The 21,452-nt window shown below is 34.6% G+C and carries 22 protein-coding genes and 1 riboswitch; of the genes, 2 read left to right on the plus strand and 20 right to left on the minus strand.

The window, feature by feature from the left end; all coding sequences use genetic code 11:
• Positions 1–106: 106 nt before the first annotated feature.
• From LDP15_RS03895 to LDP15_RS03975, 17 genes are all read right to left on the minus strand, one after another.
• Positions 107–1,174 carry an ABC transporter substrate-binding protein gene (locus tag LDP15_RS03895; protein ID WP_136122469.1) on the minus strand — a complete coding sequence of 356 codons (1,068 nt, stop codon included), beginning with the start codon at positions 1,172–1,174 and terminating at the stop codon, positions 107–109.
• Positions 1,175–1,221: 47 nt separating this feature from the next.
• Positions 1,222–2,022, minus strand: coding sequence for an ABC transporter permease (locus LDP15_RS03900; RefSeq protein ID WP_042230311.1), 801 nt, complete (start codon positions 2,020–2,022; stop codon positions 1,222–1,224).
• A 1-nt stretch (position 2,023) separates the two neighbouring features.
• Positions 2,024–2,812: an ABC transporter permease gene (locus LDP15_RS03905; protein WP_012897758.1), complete on the minus strand. Its 789-nt coding sequence runs from the start codon at positions 2,810–2,812 to the stop codon at positions 2,024–2,026.
• Positions 2,809–4,095, minus strand: coding sequence for an ABC transporter ATP-binding protein (locus LDP15_RS03910; RefSeq protein WP_003132123.1), 1,287 nt, complete (start codon positions 4,093–4,095; stop codon positions 2,809–2,811). The genes LDP15_RS03905 and LDP15_RS03910 overlap by 4 nt, the downstream gene beginning before the upstream one ends.
• Before the next feature lie 651 nt (positions 4,096–4,746).
• The gene (gene murB, locus LDP15_RS03915) at positions 4,747–5,646 is read right to left on the minus strand and encodes a UDP-N-acetylmuramate dehydrogenase (protein WP_015426357.1); all 900 of its coding nucleotides are present in this window, start codon (positions 5,644–5,646) and stop codon (positions 4,747–4,749) included.
• Between the two features lie 42 nt (positions 5,647–5,688).
• A complete protein-coding gene (gene niaX, locus LDP15_RS03920) occupies positions 5,689–6,288 on the minus strand; it encodes a niacin ECF transporter S component NiaX (RefSeq protein ID WP_003132120.1) in 600 nt (199 codons plus the stop codon).
• Positions 6,289–6,541: 253 nt separating this feature from the next.
• A complete protein-coding gene (gene thrB / locus LDP15_RS03925; protein WP_015426356.1) occupies positions 6,542–7,432 on the minus strand; it encodes a homoserine kinase in 891 nt (296 codons plus the stop codon).
• A 4-nt stretch (positions 7,433–7,436) separates the two neighbouring features.
• The gene (locus LDP15_RS03930; protein ID WP_015426355.1) at positions 7,437–8,723 is read right to left on the minus strand and encodes a homoserine dehydrogenase; all 1,287 of its coding nucleotides are present in this window, start codon (positions 8,721–8,723) and stop codon (positions 7,437–7,439) included.
• Positions 8,724–8,899: 176 nt separating this feature from the next.
• Entirely contained in the window at positions 8,900–9,541 is a 642-nt protein-coding gene (locus LDP15_RS03935) for a deoxynucleoside kinase (RefSeq protein WP_032398530.1), read from the minus strand.
• A gap of 126 nt (positions 9,542–9,667) precedes the next feature.
• The gene (locus LDP15_RS03940; RefSeq protein ID WP_015426353.1) at positions 9,668–10,951 is read right to left on the minus strand and encodes a folylpolyglutamate synthase/dihydrofolate synthase family protein; all 1,284 of its coding nucleotides are present in this window, start codon (positions 10,949–10,951) and stop codon (positions 9,668–9,670) included.
• 18 nt (positions 10,952–10,969) lie between these two features.
• Positions 10,970–11,467 (minus strand): NUDIX domain-containing protein, encoded by a 498-nt coding sequence (locus LDP15_RS03945; RefSeq protein ID WP_015426352.1) that lies wholly within the window; start codon positions 11,465–11,467, stop codon positions 10,970–10,972.
• Positions 11,468–11,469: 2 nt separating this feature from the next.
• A complete protein-coding gene (gene folP / locus LDP15_RS03950; RefSeq protein ID WP_015426351.1) occupies positions 11,470–12,543 on the minus strand; it encodes a dihydropteroate synthase in 1,074 nt (357 codons plus the stop codon).
• The gene (gene folE, locus LDP15_RS03955; RefSeq protein WP_015426350.1) at positions 12,540–13,589 is read right to left on the minus strand and encodes a GTP cyclohydrolase I FolE; all 1,050 of its coding nucleotides are present in this window, start codon (positions 13,587–13,589) and stop codon (positions 12,540–12,542) included. Before folE ends, folP begins: the two co-directional genes overlap by 4 nt.
• A gap of 79 nt (positions 13,590–13,668) precedes the next feature.
• Positions 13,669–14,019, minus strand: a complete 351-nt coding sequence (folB, locus tag LDP15_RS03960) for a dihydroneopterin aldolase (protein WP_003132106.1) — start codon at positions 14,017–14,019, stop codon at positions 13,669–13,671.
• 53 nt (positions 14,020–14,072) lie between these two features.
• The gene (gene yihA, locus LDP15_RS03965; RefSeq protein ID WP_010905788.1) at positions 14,073–14,660 is read right to left on the minus strand and encodes a ribosome biogenesis GTP-binding protein YihA/YsxC; all 588 of its coding nucleotides are present in this window, start codon (positions 14,658–14,660) and stop codon (positions 14,073–14,075) included.
• Positions 14,657–15,892 carry an ATP-dependent Clp protease ATP-binding subunit ClpX gene (gene clpX / locus LDP15_RS03970; protein ID WP_012897750.1) on the minus strand — a complete coding sequence of 412 codons (1,236 nt, stop codon included), beginning with the start codon at positions 15,890–15,892 and terminating at the stop codon, positions 14,657–14,659. The genes yihA and clpX overlap by 4 nt, the downstream gene beginning before the upstream one ends.
• A 240-nt stretch (positions 15,893–16,132) precedes the next feature.
• A complete protein-coding gene (locus LDP15_RS03975) occupies positions 16,133–16,639 on the minus strand; it encodes a dihydrofolate reductase (RefSeq protein ID WP_010905786.1) in 507 nt (168 codons plus the stop codon).
• Positions 16,640–17,037: 398 nt separating this feature from the next.
• Here LDP15_RS03975 and LDP15_RS03980 point away from each other — a divergent pair, with 398 nt between their 5' ends.
• Positions 17,038–17,547 (plus strand): tRNA (cytidine(34)-2'-O)-methyltransferase, encoded by a 510-nt coding sequence (locus tag LDP15_RS03980; protein ID WP_010905785.1) that lies wholly within the window; start codon positions 17,038–17,040, stop codon positions 17,545–17,547.
• A 119-nt stretch (positions 17,548–17,666) separates the two neighbouring features.
• Positions 17,667–18,080: a hypothetical protein gene (locus LDP15_RS03985; RefSeq protein ID WP_015426348.1), complete on the plus strand. Its 414-nt coding sequence runs from the start codon at positions 17,667–17,669 to the stop codon at positions 18,078–18,080.
• A gap of 28 nt (positions 18,081–18,108) precedes the next feature.
• On the opposite strand, the gene LDP15_RS03990 is transcribed toward LDP15_RS03985, so the two are convergent.
• The 3 genes from LDP15_RS03990 to guaC all read right to left on the minus strand — a co-directional run bounded on the left by LDP15_RS03990 (position 18,109) and on the right by guaC (position 21,316).
• Positions 18,109–19,413 carry a nucleobase:cation symporter-2 family protein gene (locus tag LDP15_RS03990; protein ID WP_015426347.1) on the minus strand — a complete coding sequence of 435 codons (1,305 nt, stop codon included), beginning with the start codon at positions 19,411–19,413 and terminating at the stop codon, positions 18,109–18,111.
• A 48-nt stretch (positions 19,414–19,461) separates the two neighbouring features.
• On the minus strand, positions 19,462–20,055 hold the full coding sequence (locus tag LDP15_RS03995) for a xanthine phosphoribosyltransferase (RefSeq protein WP_003132093.1): 594 nt from the start codon (positions 20,053–20,055) through the stop codon (positions 19,462–19,464).
• A gap of 111 nt (positions 20,056–20,166) precedes the next feature.
• Positions 20,167–20,264, minus strand: a riboswitch (purine riboswitch).
• A 62-nt stretch (positions 20,265–20,326) separates the two neighbouring features.
• A complete protein-coding gene (guaC, locus tag LDP15_RS04000; RefSeq protein WP_012897747.1) occupies positions 20,327–21,316 on the minus strand; it encodes a GMP reductase in 990 nt (329 codons plus the stop codon).
• Positions 21,317–21,452: the final 136 nt, after the last annotated feature.

The raw sequence follows: 21,452 nt of genomic DNA on the forward strand, positions 1-21,452 counted from the left end.
TTTGGACGTAATTGGACATGAATATTTGATTTTTATCTAAAAACAAGGTTCACCAAAGGTACTAATAGTCGCCTAAAGTCCTTGAAAGACCTCCAAAGATGCCTTTTTATTTATTCATCTTAAATTCTAAATATAAATCATTATAAATTCCAGTCCAATATGGATTGAGATTTTTGTAGGCTTCATCGTCTTTGATGGTTACTTCATCTGGATAAAAGGATTTATTATCTCGAATTTCTTTGGGTAAGAGGGCTTTGGCTTTCAAATTTGGGGTTGCATAACCAATCCACTGCGCATTTTGGGCCGCATTTTTGGGTTCTTGCATGAAATTAATAAAAGCGTAAGCTGCTTTGACGTTTTTAGCTGTTTTTGGAATGGCTAAATTGTCATACCAAATATTTGTTCGCTCAGGGATAACATATTTCAAATTTTTATTTTCAGAGGTCATCTCTGCTGCTTGTCCGCTATAAACAACGGCTAAAGGTGTTTCATTATTAATCATGTAATTCATAATTTCATCACCCAAAATGGCTTTTACATTTGGTGTAAGTTTCAGAAGGTCTTGATAGGCTATATCTAGCTCTTTTTGGTTGGTTGTATTTAATGAATATCCATGTTTACTAAGGACCATCGCCATAACGTCACGCACACTGTCTGTCAGTAAAATTGAGTTTTTGTAAGTTGGTGACCAGATATCATTCCACGTTTTTGGTGGCCTTGTTACTGTTTTTGAATTATAAACAATCCCTAATGTTCCCCAAAAGTATGGAACAGAATATTGATTTCCTTGGTCAAAAGCCGGATTGAGGAGTTTAGGGTCATCATCTTTTAAACCTTTAATTTTACTATGGTCTAGCTTAATGAGCAAATTTTCTTTGGCCATTTTTTCAATCATGTAATCGGAAGGAACAATCAGGTCATAAGCTGTTCCTCCTTGTTTGACTTTTGAATACATGGCTTCATTGGAATCAAAGGTCATATAGTTTACTTTATAACCTGTTTCTTTTTGAAATTTACTAATCAGGTCTGGGTCGATATACTCTCCCCAGTTAAAAATGGTCAGGCTATTATTTTGAGTTTTGACTCCATCAGCAGCTTTCATTCTATTAGTAATCAGTCCTAACGAGGCAGTAATAATCAAAATTCCTACAAAGAAGTATAATAATTTTTTCAAGTTTCTCCTTTCTATACTTTGAGCTACAAAGTATCAGTAAAATAGTTTTAAGTCAGATTTGAAGATTTTCCAACAGTTTCTGAATCTCTCATAATATAATAATATCCTATAACTAATAGAATTGAAAAGAGAAATACAAGAGTAGAAAGGGCATTAATTTCTAAAGAAATTCCGGCGCGAGCTCTGGAATAGATTTCAACTGATAGGGTTGTGAAATCATTTCCTGTGACAAAGAAAGTGACGGCAAAATCATCTAAAGAGTAAGTAAATGCCATAAAGAAACCTGCAATAATTCCTGGTGTTAAATAGGGCAGGGTAATTTCACGCATTATTTGGCTTGAATTTGCCCCTAAATCATTTGCGGCATCAATGAGTGAACTATCCATTTCTTGATAAAGCGGCATTACCATCAGAACAACAATAGGGATAGAGAAGGCAATATGACTGAGTAAAACAGACATAAAACCAAGTTTCATTCCAACAATTGTAAATAAAATCAGGAAGGAAGCTCCGATGACAACGTCTGGGGAAACCATTAAGACATTATTTAAGCCCAGTAAAGTTTCACGACGTCTTCTCTTGAATTTAACAAGGTTCAAAGCACCAATTGTTCCAATAACTGTAGCAATCAGTGAGCTTAAAAAGGCGAGAAAGAAAGTCTGAACAACAATCAGAATTAGACGACTGTCAGCAAATAACGTTTTGAAATTATCTAATGTGAAACCTGTAAATTTACTCATATCACTTCCGGAGTTGAATGAGTAAAAAACAAGGTAAAAAATAGGTGCATATAAAAGGATGAGGACAAAGGTGAGGTAAACTTTACCAAGCGAATTTTTCTTTTGCAAATCAATCTCTCCTTTCTTTCGTCATTCTCATGACAATCAACATGGCTACAACTAAGACAACAGCAATGGTTGAACCCATTCCCCAGTTTTGTGTCGTTAGGAAGTGTTCTTCAACGGCCGTACCGAGTGTGATGACTTTATTCCCACCGATTAAACGCGTCAGCATGAAGAGTGACAAACTAGGAATAAAGACAGCCTGCACTCCAGCTCTGACACCGTTTAGTGAGAGTGGCCAAATCACTTGAGTAAAAGTTTGGAAACGTGAGGCGCCTAAATCGGCACTCGCATTTACCAAATTATCATCTAAATCATTTAAAGCATTAAAAATTGGTAAAACCATAAAGGGAATGGAAATATATGATGCGACCAAAATAAAACTTAGGTCAGTAAATAAAATCTGTGTCCGTCCAATTCCCAAAAACTGTAAAAAGTTATTAACTGAACCATATTTACCAAAAATTCCAATAAAGGCATAAGCTTTGAGTAACAAGTTAACCCAAGTCGGTAAAATAATGAGCATGAGCCAAAATTGTTTCATTTTTAGTTTGGTCAAAACATAAGCTACGGGGTAGGAGATGACAAGGGTTGCTACAGTAATAATCAGTGCGTAGAGAATAGAGTTCCATGTCATTAAGAGGTAAGTTCCGCTAGAAAAATAGAGGATATAATTGTTAAGGGTAAAGTGACCATTTAAATCAAAAAATGATTGCCATAAAAGCATGGCCAAAGGGACGATAACAAAGAAAAGAATCCAGAGAAAATAGGGAACAGAATAAATTCTTTTGGTCACTTATTGGCCCCACTTTCTTTATTTTCTGACTCAGGTTCATTCTCTTGCTTTTGTAAAATTTCATTCACTGTTTCAGCAAGTTCTGTCAATTCCATCGTGTTTTCAAGCGCTTCTTTAACGGCTTCTTGAATGGCAGCTTCTTCTTCGGCATTTTCTTCTTCGACAGCATTAGCTAAACCGACCGTTTCTTCTTCTTCAACATATTCTTCAATACGTGCGTCAAATTCTTCTTCGGTTTCATTAAGACGCATGATGTGAATGGCTTCTGGGTCAAAATCGAGTCCAACTGTTTCTCCAACAATGGCTTTATGTGTTGAATGAATGAGCCATTCGTTATTAAATTCATCGTAGGCTACAATTTCATAATGGACGCCACGAAAGAGTTGAGTATCTACTTTTACATTGAATTTGCCTTCGTCAGGAAGTGTAAACCAGATATCTTCAGGGCGAATAACAACCTCAATTGGTTCATTTTTACGCATCCCACCATCGACAGCTTCAAATTTCTGACCATTAAATTCAACGAGGTAGTCTTCAATCATTCTTCCGTTTAGAATGTTTGATTCTCCAATGAAATCAGCAACAAAATGATTAATTGGTTCATCATAAATATCAGTTGGAGTCCCTGATTGCACAATTTCGCCTTCATTCATGATGAAGACCCAATCAGACATCGCTAGCGCTTCTTCTTGGTCGTGCGTAACAAAGATAAATGTAATTCCAAGACTTTGTTGTAACTCTCTTAATTCATATTGCATATCTTTTCTGAGTTTCATATCAAGTGCTGAAAGAGATTCATCAAGTAAGAGAACTTTAGGGCGATCAATTATGGCACGGGCAATAGCTACCCTTTGTTTTTGCCCTCCTGATAATTTAGTAATTGAACGCTTTTCAAAGCCATCTAAGCGCACGAGTTTTAAACTCTCAGAGACACGCTTGGCAATTTCCTTTTTATCTACCCCTTTAATTTTAAGAGCGAAAGCGACGTTATCAAAAACGTTCATATTTGGAAAAAGAGCATAGGATTGAAAAATAGTATGAACATTTCGTTTATTTGCGGGTAAGTCATTAATTCTTTTATTATCAAGAATAACATCACCATCGGTTGCATCAAGAAGCCCAGCGATAATATTTAAAATTGTTGATTTTCCTGAACCTGACGCGCCTAAAAGAGTATAAAATTTTCCTTCTTCTAGTTCAAATGAAATATCTTTAAGAACGGTTGTATCAGTGTCAGCATAAGTTTTACTGACATTTTTAAATTCGATAATTGTTTTTGACATTTTTTTAATTCCTTTGAATATAAAGATGTGATAAGCCGTAAAATTGCTTGTAAGTAATATAAAAAACCAAGCCAACGCTTGGTTTCATCATCAATTTAAGTTTTCTGATTCCAAAAGGACAAACAGAAAAATCTAGTGCAGAGTCTATACAGCAGAAGAACTTTTAATACTCTTATTGATGCGCCAAAGCGTGTTTTTCTTGGGTGGGGCTTTTATATTCCCCATAACTCCTAAAAAGAGTTAATCAATAAGGCAACGAAAGTCGCCAATTTCGGCTTTTGACCCGGCTGTCCGTCTGGCCTTGGCTCAATTTTTACTGACAAATCGTCAATATTTTACTGACGAGATGTTATTTTTACTGACGAAAAGTATTTTTGAGAAATTTTTAGTTTCGTCAGTTCAATGCGACCAAAGGAAGTCATTGAATCGGTGGATAAGGGAAGTTTCAGCTTTGCTGAAATTTCTATCAGTAAATTAAATCCAGAATTCAACCATTAAATTGGCAGATAGAAAGGTCTAATTTGCTGACGGCTTATTCATCAGTAAAATTGAGCGGTCAAATCTTCTGTATATGCACAGAACATCACTAATTATAGCTTAAATTAGATGATTTATCAAGTTGAAATTTGAAAAAGACAGGAAAATCCTGTCTTATTTTTCACCGATTATTCTAACTTCTGGTTCAAGAGTAACCCCTGAGTTTTCTTTCACTTTATCAATAACATGTGCGATAAGTTTTTCGTAATCTGTCGCATTACCATTTGCAACATTTACCATGAAACCTGCATGTTTTTTGCTAACTTCAACACCGCCAATGCGTACGCCTTGTAGATTAGCTTCTTGGATTAATTGTCCCGCAAAATGACCGACTGGGCGTTTGAAAACTGAACCGCAACTTGGATATTCCAAGGGTTGCTTACTTTCACGCAGGAAATTGAGTCGATTCATTTCATTTTGAATTTGAGTCGGATCACCTGCTTGGAGTTCAAATTTTGCTGACAAAACAACCAAATTTTTGTCACGAATGACAGAATGACGGTAGCCAAATTGCATTTCACTTGCGGTCAGAACCGAAACGTTTCCGTCAGTATCCATCACTTTGCAACTTACCAAAACTTGAGAAATTTCGCCACCATAAGCTCCAGCATTCATGAAAACAGCACCGCCAATTGAACCTGGAATTCCGCAGGCAAATTCAAAACCTGTCAGTGAATTCGCTTGTGCCACTTGTGTTACTTCTTTTAATTTTGCACCAGCTTGAGCTTCAATCGTATAGCCAGCTACTTTTACTGATTCTAATTTTTCAAGTAAAATCACAAGGCCACGAATTCCACCATCACGCACAATCAGATTTGAAGCATTTCCAAGCACAGTAACTGCTGTGTCAGTTGATTTTGCTTTGACTAATAATTCTGTCAGTGCTTCAATTGTAGCTGGAAAAGCTAAGATATCTGCTGGTCCACCTACTTTTGTATAAGTATATTTTGATAATGGTTCATTAAATTTAACCAGCAAATCTGGGATATTTTCAAGGTCAGTTTCTTTTATCATATCCTTATTTTATCATTTTCTATTAAAGATGACAATTTTGTCTTAAATTTCGGCTTTAACTTTCTTTTTATTCAAGAAACCTTTAGCTTTATCGAAGATATCAATCGGGAAGGCTTTGCTCAAAACATTGCACAAACCAAGCGCTAAATTGAAATCAATCATACTGTGAACAAGACCACCAAAACCAATCAATAATAGAAGATTAAGTAGAGCAGCTTGATCAATATTTGCAAATCCTAAAGAATAAAAAACATAAACTACTAAAGTTTCCAAACCAGCATGAAAAATACCGAGAATAAAATTAAAAATTTGGATTTTAACTTTTTGATGAACAAGTTCAGGATGTTTCTTTAGGACATAAGCACCCACTGTCATTACAGGGAGATGCATAAGGGCACGCAACCAGATAGTTGGTACCGGAATACTAATCATAAATCCTAGGGTAGTTCCTAGAGCAACAAAAGCGGTCATTAATGGACTGAAAAACATGGCAGCCATTACAGGAACATGTGAGGCAAGCGTGAATGATGCAGGACCAATAATAATTTTAGCCGGCATAATCATTGGAATTAGAATTCCAAGTGCAGTTAGCATCGCAGCAATAATCAGATTTCTGACTTTTGCCTTTTTTGTTTGAGCCATTTGAGTTTCCTTTTCTTTTTAAACTCTTGCTTTAAAAAAGCGGACAGTAGGGCAATAATGGTTTTTCATTTAAATCACATTTCCTGTCAATAAAAGAAATTTAATTATTCATTACTTTTAACTTTAAAAAAATGATCAATCAAAAACCTTGTTCTGACAAATAAAATGAAAGTTAGTGAACTACTTTACATTCTTTTTTGCTTTAATGATTATATCATTTTATATGTAAAATAATCAAGAAAAAAATCTGTATTTATAATACAGACTCTTCTACTTGTAATCCATTACTGTCAACTTCCAAGGAATAAAGTTGACCAGATAAATTTTGCTCATTAATTTTTTCTGTCAGTAAATTCAGCTTATCATCGGGTAAAAGGAGCATTACTGTTGGCCCCGCCCCAGATAAATAAGTTCCATAAGCACCAAATTCATGGCCAATTTCTCGCAAAATTTTGAGTTCAGGAACTAAAGAAGCGCGATAATTCTCATGAAAACGGTCAGATTCTATCATTTGCCCAGCAACTTTTAAATTTTTTGTCAAAAGACTGGCTGTCAGTACATTTGCAATAGAGCTGGCAGCAACGGCCTCTTTGTAAGCCAATTCCTTAGGTAAAACTTTTCGACTTTCAACAGTTTTTAACTCATAGTCTGGAACAAAAGCTAGAAGTTTACATGAAGGAAAGTCTGAGCTAACATAATTCGTTTTGTCAGCAACAGTACTTGCTATAACTAAATTTCCCAAAAGTGCTGGTGCAACATTATCAGGGTGTCCTTCAATTTCACAAGCAAGTTCAAGTTTTTCTTCTGTTGTCAAATTTAGCTTTGCTAGTTGATTAGCTAATTCAATCCCAGCAATAATGACTGAACTTGATGAACCCAAACCTCTTGCTAAAGGAACTTCCGAAGTCATTTTCAAATGATATTTTACTGACAGACTTCTATTTTTAGCTTTCAAAACTGCTGACAGCGTGGTCAGTAATAAATTTTTTTCGTCAGTAGGAATATTATTTCCTAAATCATGGTCAATTTTCCAATCATTACTTTCTTCAAGTACTTCCACTGTCAAATACAAGTTGACCGCAATACCAATTGAGTCAAAACCTGCGCCTAAATTTGCTGATGTCGCTGGTACAATAATTTTCATTTTCCTAGTCCCCCAAAACTTTAAAATAATTAAGTAATTTAAAATCTACTTCTTCTTTTAATTTATCTTGAATGGCCAAAAGTTGAACGCGGTTAATCTGATGACTGATAATCACAACAACTGCGCGATGTCCATCACCTTTTTGTTGTAAAACTTGTTCAAAAGAGACATCTTCACTTGTAAATAACTCCACCAAGCGCAATAATTGCCCAGTTGAATCTGGTGTTTCAACGGAAAAATAATATTTATTTACAATATCGTGAGGATTAGCTAAGCTCGTTGGACGTGCGTATTCATTAAATGACTTTCCAATTGTTCCATCTTTTACCCGTTTAACAATTCGAACAATATCAGCTAAAACACTCGTAGCGGTTGGCTTTTGACCTGCTCCCGCCCCATAGAACATTGAGGCCCCAATTCCCTCTGATTCAATAAAAACAGCATTCATAACACCATTGACACTAGCCAATGGATGACTTTTTGGAAGAAAAGTTGGGCTAACCTCAGCGAAAATTCCTGATTCAACCTCATTAATTTCACCTGTCAATTTTAAAACATAGCCAAATTGTTGAGCAATCTCAACGTCAGTTTTTTGAATCGTTCTGAGGCCAGATTTAGAAATTTGATCGGGACTTAGCGTCATTCCGAAAGCAAATTCACTTAAAATCGCTAATTTATAACTGGCATCAATTCCGTCAACATCATTTGTTGGGTCAGATTCAGCATAACCAAGTTCTTGAGCTTTGGCCAAAGATTGGTCGTAAGTCCATGCCTCCTCTGACATTTTCGTCATCATAAAATTACTTGTTCCATTAAGAATTCCTAAAAGATGTGTGATTTTGTCTGATGAAAATGAATTGGCTAAAGTTCTTAAGATTGGAATCCCACCAGCAACAGCCGCTTCATAATAAAGAGCAACATGATGTTTCTCTGCCAAAGCACGCAATTCAGTTCCATGAACAGCCAGTAAATCCTTATTGGCTGTGACAACATTTTTACCCGCTTTAATCACTTTCGTAATGTAGGTCTTAGCCGGTTCAATCCGTCCCATCAACTCAACAACAATTGAAATCTCAGAATCAGCCAAAATTTCTTCTAAAGTTAGAACAAAATCATATTGATAACCCTGTGCTCTAGCCTTTTCAATTGCTTTTTCATCTCTCATCAAAACTTTTGAAATGACGATTTCTTCATCTAAAATTTTTGATAGTTTTTCTTTATTCTCAGAAATTAAAGTTGGAAGCCCAGTTCCAACTGTCCCAAACCCCAATATTGCTATATTTACTGTCATCACTTCTCCTTTTCAAACAAAAATTAAATTTTAAGATAATTCAAAAAATAACTTTCGCTCAATTTCTTAATATTATACCATTTTTATCGAAAAAAATTTACTGACAGAAAGATCAGTAAATTTAAAAGAATAAAAATTACTGACAGCCTTGTCAGTAATAATAATTTCACTATTTTTTAAAGCAAATCTAGTTTTTTCAACTCATTATCGATTTGTCCCAAAACTTCATCAAGATGTTCAGGATTATTGACAAAATCAATAGAATCACCATCGATTCTCAATTTTGGCGAAATGTTGTAATTTTTATACCAATCAGGATATTCATCATGCACTTGAGCATAATAATCTTTTAGTCCTTCTTGATTTTCAATTTGTTCAAATGAACGTCCACGTTGTGCAATTCTTGAGAGCATTGTTTCAAATGACACATCAATATAAACCAATAAATCCGGACGTTTTTTGGGCATTCCATCAAGTTCTTCTAACATGTTTGCTAATAAATCTTGATAAATTTCCAATTCAGTTTTTGTTACATTTCCATTTTTATAGTTCAAAGTTAGGAAAAGCTCATCCTCAAAAATCGAACGGTCAAGCACGTTATTATCCTGACGATAAGCCATTTTAATTGATTCAAAACGTTTATTCAAAAAATAGATTTGTAGCAAGAAAGCATACTTTTGAGGATCTTGATAATAAAGATCAAGTACAGGATTATTGTCCACCGCTTCATAAAAAACATCCGTTTTTAAATGTTCTCCTAAAGCCTTTGCTAGACTCGACTTCCCTGCACCAATTGTACCTGCTAATACGATCAAAATTGTCTTTTCCTCCTCGTCATTTCTTCAAAAGAAAGAAATGAATTTATAAATCTATTTTATTATAGCCGAATTTTTTAAATTTACAACTATTTATTAATTTTAAAAACTAAAAAATCATTTTAGTTATTACTTCTCTTTTTTCAAAAACTCACGAACTTGAGATGAGAAATAGAGAGAGCCTGTAACTAATAACAAATCATCTTCAGCTAAATTTTTTTGCGCACGAACTAAAGCTAATTCCCAACTTGGAGCCAATTCAACCCCTTCTTCTTCCAATCTTTGAAAATCTCCCAAATTCAAAGCTTTCGGATAATCAAAAGTTGTCAAAATCAGATGCGAATTTTTCACAGTTTGAAGCATTTTTATCATTTGACTAATATCTTTTGTAGTAATGGCTGAAAAAATGATTGTAATCTTTTTATCTGGAAACTCAGAGCTAAGGTTTTCAAGCAAACGATTCATCGCATGAACATTATGAGCACCATCCAGTAAAATGAGTGGTTTTTCACCCAATTTTTCCATACGAGCTGGCCAAAAAGCCTCACGAATTCCAGAGCGAATCACATCCTCAGTCAATTCAATCCCAACCTTACTTGCATAAACCAGAGAAAGTTCAATAGCCATACCAGCATTTTCTATTTGATGTAAGCCAACTAAAGATTTTTCAATATCCAATATTGCTTCTTGACCAGAAAAGAAATTGAAATGTTCGTGTTCTTCTACTTCCGTACGATAATCATATGGAAATTGATAAACACGCGCTGTATTTTTTCTAGCCACTTCCCATATAACCCGAAGTGCTTTTAACTCAATATTTCCAACAACTACTGGAATTCCTGGTTTAATAATTCCAGCCTTTTGAGCTGCAATTTCTTCAATCGTCGAACCAAGAATATCAATATGATCTAAACCGATTGTTGTGATTCCAGAAACAACAGGTTTAATCACATTTGTTGAATCAAGAAGTCCACCTAAACCAACTTCAATAACCGCTAAATCAACCTGCTCATCAGCAAAATATTTAAAAGCCATTGCCGTGATAATTTCAAATTCCGTAATTCCAGTCAGTTCAGCATCTTTATCAAGTTCTGCAACAAGTGGTTGGATCATTTCTACATAATAAATTAATTTATCATCAGCAATCGGTAGTGCATTAATCGACATCCGCTCACCAAAAGTGGTGATGAAAGGACTTGTGAAAGAAGCAACCTTCAGACCTGCCTGCATAAAGATTGAGCGTGTGAAAGCGACTGTGGAGCCTTTTCCATTTGTTCCAGCAACGTGAATCATTGACAAAGACTCTTCTGGATGACCAAGCAATTCTAAAAGGGCCGAAACACGACTTAGGCCTGGGCGAATATTAAATTTTAAACGTGAATGTATCCATTCCAATGCTTCTTCTATAGACATTTTGTGACCTTTTCTACTTTATCTTTTGTATTGATAATATTTTTTAAATTCATCAGGAGCTTCAGTTCTATCAAGAAGGAAAAAAGGCAATTCAGCAAGGTCTGCTTCTTTTTCTTTTAGTTCCAATAGAAAACGAAAATCAATGTGTTGATGTTCTTTCTCATTCTTAATTTTGTTGTAAGGAATATTAATCAAGTTAACATCTACCAACTTGCCTGATTCTGACGCTGAAAAACCTGTTTCTTCATGGAACTCACGAATCGCAGTTTCCAATGGCTTTTCTCCTAGTTCAACATGACCTGCTGGAAGCAAAAGCTCCTTTTGATAAGGGTGTTCAATAAAAAATAGTTTATGTTTTTTAAAAACTAATGCACTTGCTGACAATTGTAAATCTGGATTCTTTTTCCCCCGAAGCTCTAAAGTCGAATTTTTCAATAATCGAATAATCTCGGAAAATTTTTCTTCACTTACAATAGCAGATAAAGCTTGAATTTCAGCAATTAGGTCTTCATTCATTTTTAAAATTCCTTATAAATTTCAATTGCATCGAGTAAACGTTTAGTCTCCTTAACATCATGAACACGCAAAATCCGTCCCCCGTCAGCAACCATATGCGCTTCTAGGACAAGGCTTGAAAAAAGCCGCTCATCTCCTTGGGCATTGAAGAGTTTTCCCATAAATGACTTACGAGAGATTGCAATCATAAGAGGTAAACCTATTCTGCTTAAAATTTCAGTTGCTTTAACCCGCTCAAGACTATCTGAACCTGAATCTCCATTAAAAAAACCAACTCCAGGATCAATAACGATTTGTTCAGCTTTTAAACCAAGTTGAAGTAACTCTTCTTTTTTATTTTCAAAAAATAATGGAAGTTCTTCATAAACATTATCAGCATAACTAAAACCAGCTCGCCCATTATTCATAGCAACTAAAGCCGGTTGATACTTTTCTACCACTTTTAATTTATCATTTGTATCAAAACCATCAATATCGTTAATAATATCAACCCCAGCGTCTAAAACTCGTTCCATGACATAAGCTTCATCCGTATCGACAGCAAAAATCGCTTTAGGAAAGTTTTTTTTCAACTCAAGAATAGGTTCTTTCAGTCTGTTCCATTCCTCTTCTGGGCTAATATCGTCATATCCTGGTTTCGATGATTTCCCTCCCAGCTCAAGAACAGAAGCTCCATTTTCTAAATCAGCTTCTACTCTTTTTAAAATATGAGAGAGGTTTAAATTATCTGGATTTCCATCATAAAAAGAGTCTGGTGTAACATTGACGATTGAATAGACAATTGACTTTCTAGTTAAATCAAAATTGAAATTTTTACCTGACCAAATGATTTGATGACGTTTATAAATCACTTCAAGCATTTTTTTATCTTCATCATTTTCAAAAAGATTAATCAATTTTGCTAAGTCATCAATTGTTAAAACTACTAACAAGGAGTCTGGAGCCAGTCTTGTCAAACTACCATTTCGATAAAGTTTTTTTTGAAGAGAAATCATTTCATTGTGATTTAACTCATCAAATTTTAGGATAATATTTTTAAGAGAAAAAGATTCTTGATTAAGTTCTAAGATTTTCATAAAAGACTTTCTAAAAATTCCATTCTTTTTTCGTTATTTTCTTTAAATTCACCTAAAAAATAAGAAGTTTTAGTAATAGAATTTACTTTTTTTACTCCACGCATTTCAACGCACATATGACGTCCTTCAACAAGAACTGCCACTCCTTTAGGATTCAAAATATCAGTCAAAATATCTCCAATATCATGAGTGATATTTTCTTGAACCGAGAGTTTGCGCGAAACATAATCAACTAAACGGGGAATTTTTGACAAGCCAATAATTTTTCCATCAGCTGGAATATAGGCAACATGAGCTTTCCCGAAAAATGGTAACATATGATGCTCACACATTGAATAAAAAGGAATATCTTTAATCAACACGATTGAATCCGTTTTAGAAGAATCAATTTCAAAAAGTTTATACTCATTAAACTTGCATAGACGTTGTGACGAAAGAATTTCTTCATACATTTTAGCTACTCTCGCTGGAGTTTCAAGTAATCCTTCTCGATTTGGATTTTCACCTACTGCAAAGAGAATCTCTTTAACGGCATCTTCAATACGATTTCTCGGTGTTTCTTCTTCTTTTATCACATGGAGCTCTTGTTCACTTACTGAAAGTTCGGCTATTGCTTTTTCTATTGACGCATAATATTTAAAGTCTTTATCAATAAGTTCAAAAATAGGTTTCAAGACAAAAAGACGATTAAAAGCTTCTTTATGTGGAATAACCAAGTTTTCTTCTTGCATTTCTAAGTCGTTATAGAAAATAATATCAATATCAATTGTTCTTGGCCCCCAATGAATTTTCCGCTCACGGTTCAAGGATAGCTCAACTTCATGAATAAAAGATAATAATTCCAAAGGTTCAAGTAGCGTTGCCACCTTTAATGCCAAATTAGTAAAATCATCTTGTTTGACGCCGCCGACTGGAGTACTTTCATAAAAATTTGATACTTTTTCAATCATAATTTTAGGGTGTTTTCCCAATAAACGAATGGCTTCATGTAAATAATACTGACGGTCACCAATATTACTTCCCATGCTTAAGTAAGTTGTTTGCATAAGTCCTCCATTTAGACATAATCTTTTATGATTTTGTTTCTCTTCTATCTCTTTAAAATATTTATCTTAAAAACCAGCTTTAGCCTCTCATCTCAATTTCAGCTGAATCAAAAATTCCTTCAATCGGTACGGCTAATTTTCTAAGATGGACTTCAACCGTTGATATACGCTCTGAAGTAGCCTTTACTGCTTGAATAATTTCAAAGGCAACATGTTCAATTAAATCAGCTTTTGAAGATTCTACAACTGCTTTTGTTGCCTCATAGAAATCAACATAAGACAAAGTTTCATCTAATTCGTCTTTTCCTGAAAAATCAAAATTTGTTTCCACGATTAAATCAATTTCGAGATTTTGTCCGAGAACTTTTTCTTCTGGCAGAACACCAATATGTGCCCTAAATTTTATATTATTAAGTTTTATTTTGTACATATTTCCTCTTTTTAAGTGTAGAAAAGGCTATGAATCTCTTCATAGCACTATTTTCAGAGATATCTTAAAATCGCTTCCCAAGCTTCTTCAAATCCTGTCTTATCGGTAGAAGAAAAGATAATAAAATCATCTGTACTATCAAATTTCATTGCTTTTTTGATAATAGATTCATGTTTATTCCACTTACCACGTGGAACTTTATCGGCTTTGGTCGCAACTAAAATCACTGGAATATGGTAGTATTTCAAAAACTCATACATCATCAAATCATCTTCTGAGGGTTCATGACGAATATCAACTAAGCTGACTACTGCTTTTAAATTTTCTCTTGTTGTCAAATATTCCTCAATCATTTTACCCCATTTTTCGCGTTCCTTTTTAGAAACACGAGCATAGCCGTAACCAGGTACGTCAACGAAATGAAGTTGATCATCAATATTATAAAAATTGAGCAACTGTGTTTTACCAGGTTGACCAGAAGTTCTGGCAAAGTTTTTACGATTAAGTAAAGTATTAATAAAACTTGATTTACCGACATTTGAACGCCCAGCTAAGGCAATTTCTGGCCAATCATTTTCTGGATATTGTTTTTTTGATGCTGCTGAAATTGTTATTGTCAGATTATTTGTATTTATGGTCATTTTTTCTTGGCCTCTCGAATCATTTGTGGCTCAGCTTTTCCGTCAACAACTGCTTCATTAATAATAACTTTTGTAATTTCTTCATGACTTGGAACTTCAAACATGATATCCATCATTACTTCCTCAATAATTGAACGAAGTCCACGCGCTCCTGTTTTGCGCTCAATTGCTTTTCTAGCAATTGCCATGAGGGCTTCATCTTCAAATTCAAGTTCAACATTATCAAATAAAAGGAGTTGTTTATATTGTTTAATCAAAGCATTTTTAGGTTCTGTCAAAATTTGAATCAAATCCTCTTCGGTCAAACGTTCCAAAGCAGCAACAATTGGCAGACGACCAATAAATTCAGGGATTAATCCGAATTTTTGAATGTCCTCGGCAATAATTTCTTGCATATAAGAATCATCGTCATTTAATTTTTTATTATTGGCACCAAAACCAATAATTTTTTCACCTAAACGTTGTTTGACAATTTCTTCAATCCCGTCAAAAGCTCCACCAACGATAAATAAGATATTTTTGGTATCAATTTGAATCATTTCTTGATTAGGATGTTTACGTCCACCTTGTGGTGGAACACTAGCTACTGTCCCTTCAATAATTTTCAAAAGGGCTTGTTGAACACCTTCCCCAGAAACGTCACGAGTAATTGATACATTTTCAGATTTTTTAGCTATTTTATCAATTTCATCGATATAGATAATTCCGCGTTCTGCACGTTCAATATTGAAATCACTCGCTTGTAAAAGTTTTAAGAGAATATTTTCAACGTCTTCTCCAACATAACCAGCTTCAGTTAAACTTGTCGCATCTGCAATCGCAAACGGAACATTGAGTGATTTCGCTAAAGTTTGAGCGAGAAAAGTCTTACCAGAACCGGTAGGTCCGATTAATAGAATGTTTGATTTTTGTAGTTCAATATCTTCAGCAATTTTACTTGCTGTAAAATTAATTCGTTTGTAATGATTATAAACAGCAACTGCAAGTGCACGTTTTGCTTTTTCTTGACCTATCACATATTCATTTAAATGGTCAAACATTTCTTTAGGTGTTTTAACTTCAAGCATTTCTGAATCTTGTTCTTCTCTTAATTCTTCTTCTAAGATTCGAGTTGAAAGTTCAATACATTCATTACAAATATAAACGTCTGAACCGGCAATCATTTTTTTTACATCATCTTGACTCTTTCCACAGAAAGAACAATGTATATTTGGATTTTGTGTATTTGACATAGTTTTTTTCCTGATTTCACTAACATAAAAAGTAAGTATTATTGGCTTACTTAAAAGGCACTTTTTCTATTTTTTAAAATAAAGTTCCAGAAAAAGCGTGAATTGTATTTACGAGGTTCGTAAAAGCATTGAGTAAAAACAATACTCCCAGACCCCAACGTTTTTTTCTAAAGCATTGAATAGCGATGACAATGCTAATCCAACAAAGGAGAGCTGTGAAAAGCCCAAAAATTGATTTTGTCATGGTTGTTTCACTTTTTCATATTTTTTAATTGTAAAAGTATAAGAATTCCGCTCATCTTTATCGTGAAATTTTTCAGAGACTAGCTTAAATCTTCCAAAGTCAAATGTACTTGGAAAATAAGTATCTCCTTTAAATTTTTCATGAACAACTGTTCGATAGAGCAATTCAAGTTCAGATTCAAAAAGGGCTAAAATTTCAGCTCCTCCTGTGATAAATAAGTCTTTATTTTGCTTATGGTACCAATCTAGAACTTCCTTAGGGCTGTGCATGATGAGCACTTTTTCATTATCTGATTGATAAGTTTCATCGCGAGTTAAAATAATACTTATTCTCCCTGGCAATACACGTTTATTCATTCCTTCAAACGTTTTTCGTCCCATCAAAATCACTTGATTCATGGTTGTTTCTTTAAAATGTTGTTGTTCAGCAGGTAAAGACCAAGGCATTTTATCAGCTTCACCGATAAGACCTGCTTCATCTTCTGCCCATATTCCAATTATCATAGCAACCCCTCTCATTGATTTTTACTTTTACTATTATAGCAAATTTTTGCTGTTTTCGCTTTGACAAGTTTGATATTGGTCACTCATTTTTAAAAATAATTTCTTTTTTTTATCAAAAAAATTTAGTTTTCTCTTTACAAAATACAAAAGAAGTGGTATGATATCAATTATATTAATTTGTTTCAATCTTTCCTGTTATGATTAAAGCAAATTAGTCCCCCAACTAGACTTCTTGCTGAGATTGACTCCGAGGGGTCTAGTTTTTTTGTTTTTTACTTTAATTAATTTACTGACAGCTCTTCTGCTTATGGTAAAATGTTCTTAAATAATTACATTTTACTCATAGATTTTTTGATAAGGCTGTCAGTAAAATTTTTGTTATTAAGAAAGTGTATTTCATGAATCATATTGCTCTTTTTGAACCTCGTATTCATTTCAATACAGGAAATATCGCCCGCACTTGTGCGGCTACTAATACCGTTTTACATTTAATTGAACCCTTTGGTTTTGAAATTTCTGATAAGCATCTTAAGCGTGCTGGTTTAGACTATTGGGATAAGGTAAATATTGTCTATCATAAAAATTTAGATGATTTTATGAATTCAATTAATGACGGAGGACAACTCTATTTGGTCAGTAAATTTGCTGAACATGTTTATTCTGACGTTGATTACTCCGATGATGAAAAAGATCACTACTTCTTGTTTGGCCGTGAAGATACAGGTTTACCTGAAGAATTTATGCATGAACATCGTGATGAATGCATTCGTATTCCAATGAATGACGAACATGTTCGGTCATTAAATTTATCAAATTGTGCTTGTATGATTGTCTATGAAGCTTTAAAACAACAAGATTTCCGTGGACTAGAACTCGTTCATACTTATGAAAAAGATAAGTTAAAATAATTGTATTTATAAATAGACAAACGCCTTGTTACTGACAGGCGTTTTTTTATTGTTCTTTTATTTAGCGAGTGCTATAATGAAGACAAATAAGAGGGGAATACAAGAATAAGGAGCATTTTATGAAGGCTAAACTAGGCAATGAAATTGTTGAATATTGGCAAATCAGCCTGACTAAACCCGCAAACGAATCGTGGGTCTTAGAGGCTTTTAAGAAAGGACAGCTCTCGTGGTCTGGTCAATTTGCAATGAATAAGGAGACCAAAGAAAAATTACTTGCTGACGGAATGTCTAGAAAAAATCCAGCTGAGCATAATACCCTTTCTAAAGAAATAAAACATTTGGACTGGCTAGGGCTTTATATTTCCCCAAATAAGCTGAGTAATGCTTATCCGGATAATATTTATCTTGTAGTCAATCAAGTACGTATCCCAGCCTTTGGACGACTTGGAGAGTACCTCCTAGTAGCACCTGATGGTTCTTTTGAAATTTACTCTGAAAAGAAATTTCAGCGAGATTTAGAAAAAATTCAATAAAAAAACCACCTCAACGGTGGTTTTTATTTTATTTTGTTTCGTCAGTAACTAATTCATCTTTTTTTCCATGATTAAATACTAAATTCAGGATAATTGCTGAAACAGTACTCATCACAATCCCATTAGAAACAAAAGGTTGAATAAAGCTTGGAAGTGCTGTAAATAAGTTTGTTGAGTTAAAACCAACACCCATTGCAATAGCAACCGCAGCAATCAGAAGATTTTGATTTCCTTCAAATTCAACTTTTGCCAGCATTCTAATTCCTTGTGTGGCAACCATACCAAACATAATCAACATCGCTCCACCCAGTACTGGAGTTGGAATAAGTTGTGCAACAGCGGCAAATTTTGGAATAAGTCCTAATACAATTAAAAATCCAGCTGTGAAATAAATAGGTTTACGTGTTTTAATTCCTGATAATTGCACTAAACCAACGTTTTGTGAAAAACCTGTGTAAGGGAAAGTGTTGAAAACACCACCAAGAAATACAGCAAATCCTTCCGCACGATAACCATTACGCAAACGTTTTTCATCAAGATTTTCACCAGTAATATCAGCAAGAGCTAAATAAACTCCTGTCGATTCAACCAATGACACGATAGCAATAATAATCATCATTAATGAATCAGCCAAATAAAATTTAGGTGCTGAGAAATAAAAAGGTTGTGGCAAGTGTACCCATGGTGCTTGAGAAACAACTGAAAAATCAACTAAGCCCATGCTAGCAGCCAAAATTGTTCCAGCAATAAGTCCAATTAAAATAGCAATAGAACGAATAAATCCAGTAGTAAAGATATTAATTAAAAGAATAATCACTATAGTTGAAACAGCTAAAATTAAACTTTGGATTGTTGGTTTGTCAACATTATTCCCCATATTGCCAATAGCAACAGGAATAAGGCTTAAACCAATTGTCGTAATCACTGAACCAGTAACGATTGGTGGAAATAGTTTTCGGATTTTAGAGAAAATTCCTGAAACCAAAATAACGAAAACCCCTGCAACCATTAATGAACCAAACATTGCTCCAGAGCCGTGGCTCTGACCAATAATAATTAATGGAGCAACAGATTGAAAAGCAACTCCAAGGACAACTGGTAAGCCAATCCCGAAGTGCTTACGTAGTTGAAGTTGCAAGAAAGTGGCTAAACCACACATGAAAATATCTGCCGAAATTAAATAGGTTAACTGAGTCGCTGAGTAATTTAAAGCTCCAGCAATCATGATTGGAACAAGAATTGAACCTGAATACATGGCCAGCAGATGTTGTAATCCTAAAACAGCAGATTTTGAGTTACTTTGCTCCTGGCTTTGTTCATTTTTTTGAGACATTTTGATTTTCCTTAAATTTTTCTTTTTTTATTTTCTTATTGCTTAAGCTTAGTCGAAATCTTTATCATCGGCTGGGGCGAAGATGACTTTACCATCTTCAAATTTTTCAATCCGGGCAAGACTGGTAAGTTTCATTCCTTGGTCAAGAAGTTTTTGACGGCCATCTTGGAAAGATTTTTCAATCACCATTCCTAAACCGACAACTTCTGCTTTAGCTTGTTCCATTAAATGAACCAAACCAAGTGCTGCTTGACCATTAGCTAAAAAGTCATCAATAATCAAGACTTTATCGCCTTCTTCAATGAGTTTGCTTGAAATTTGGACAGTTGAAGTTAATTTTTTAGTGAAAGAATAAACTTCTGTAATCAATAAATCATCATTCATGGTTACATTTTTTGCTTTTTTAGCAAAAATCATTGGAACGTTGAGTGATTCAGCAGCATATAAAGCAGGGGCAATCCCACTTGCTTCAATGGTTACGACTTTTGTAACTCCTGCATTTGCATAAACTTGTGCAAAACGTTTCCCGATTTCCTTCATCAATTGATAATCCACTTGGTGTGTCAAAAAGCGGTCAACTTTAAGAATGTCTTGTCCTAATACTTGACCGTCTGTATGAATGCGGTCTTCTAATAACTTCATTATTCTCTCCTTAAAAAAATTTTTTCTCATCTGTGCCCACAGGTGAGAAAAACGTCTCGTTATAAAAAATAACAAGACGTTTCAAATACGCAAAAAAGAAATTAAATTTACTGAAAAATCGAATTTCCTTATTGTCTCGCATTTACGGTACGAGGTAGAAACGCCCAGCCATATTCTAGGTATAAATAAGATTGTTCTATTATAGACTAAATGCTAAAGTTTTTCAAGCATAAGTTTTGGTATTCCCGAACAATGGGAAAGAAAATGCTTACTAAATCGCATCACCATTCCAAATTGAGTTTTTAACAACAACATAATCAACTTTTGTCAGCGCAGACAAATCACGACCGCCAGCATAAGAAATTGAACTTTGGAGATCTTCTTCCATTTCTTTCAATGTATCTTTAAGTGAGCCTTTGTGAGGAAGGAGAATTTTCTTTCCTTCGACATTTTTGTGTTCACCTTTTTGATATTCTGAAGCCGAACCAAAATATTCTTTGAAAAGTTGTCCGTCACGTTCAACAGTTTGTCCTGGTGATTCTTCGTGTGCAGCAAAAAGTGAACCGACCATTACCATTGTTGCTCCCATACGGATTGATTTTGCGATATCGCCATGGGTACGAATTCCACCGTCAGCAATAACTGGTTTACTTGCTGCTTTAGCACACCATTTTACCGCTGCAAGTTGCCATCCACCTGTACCAAATCCAGTTTTAACTTTTGTGATACATACTTTCCCTGGGCCAATGCCGACTTTAGTCGCATCTGCTCCAGCGTTTTCCAATTCACGGACAGCTTCTGGCGTTCCAACATTTCCAGCAATAACAAAAGTTTGTGGCATCAAACGTTTAATCAATTGAATCGTTTTAATAACAGAATCTGCATGTCCATGAGCAATATCAATTGTAATAAATTCGGGAATGAGTGCGTCTGCTGAAATTTCACGAATAAAGGCATGTTCATCTGCTTTAACACCAACAGAAATTGAGGCAATCAGGCCTTGTTGGTGCATTTTTTTAATAAATGCCGCTCTATTTTCTGCTTCAAAACGGTGCATGATATAGAAATAGCCTTCTTTTGCAAGCATTTCAGCAATTTTATCATCAATAATGGTTTGCATATTCGCTGGAACAACAGGGAGCTTGAACGTAAAATTTCCCAGTTTTACGCTTGTGTCTGCTTCCGAACGGCTGTTAATGACACATTTATTTGGGATAAGTTGGATGTCTTCGTAGTCAAATACTGAGTTTAGATTATTCATTGCAATTTCTCCTTGAGGATGAGTAGGCTTTTATGAATTTCTAGCCTGTGAACTCATTTATGATTTGATTTACAGAAAAGACCGACCAAACCCTTCGGGTTTCACTAGTTGAACGATTATAAAATCTCTGTCTGCT

This window comes from Lactococcus sp. SK2-659 (assembly GCF_020218185.2).
GTDB classification, from domain to species: Bacteria; Bacillota; Bacilli; order Lactobacillales; family Streptococcaceae; genus Lactococcus; species Lactococcus lactis.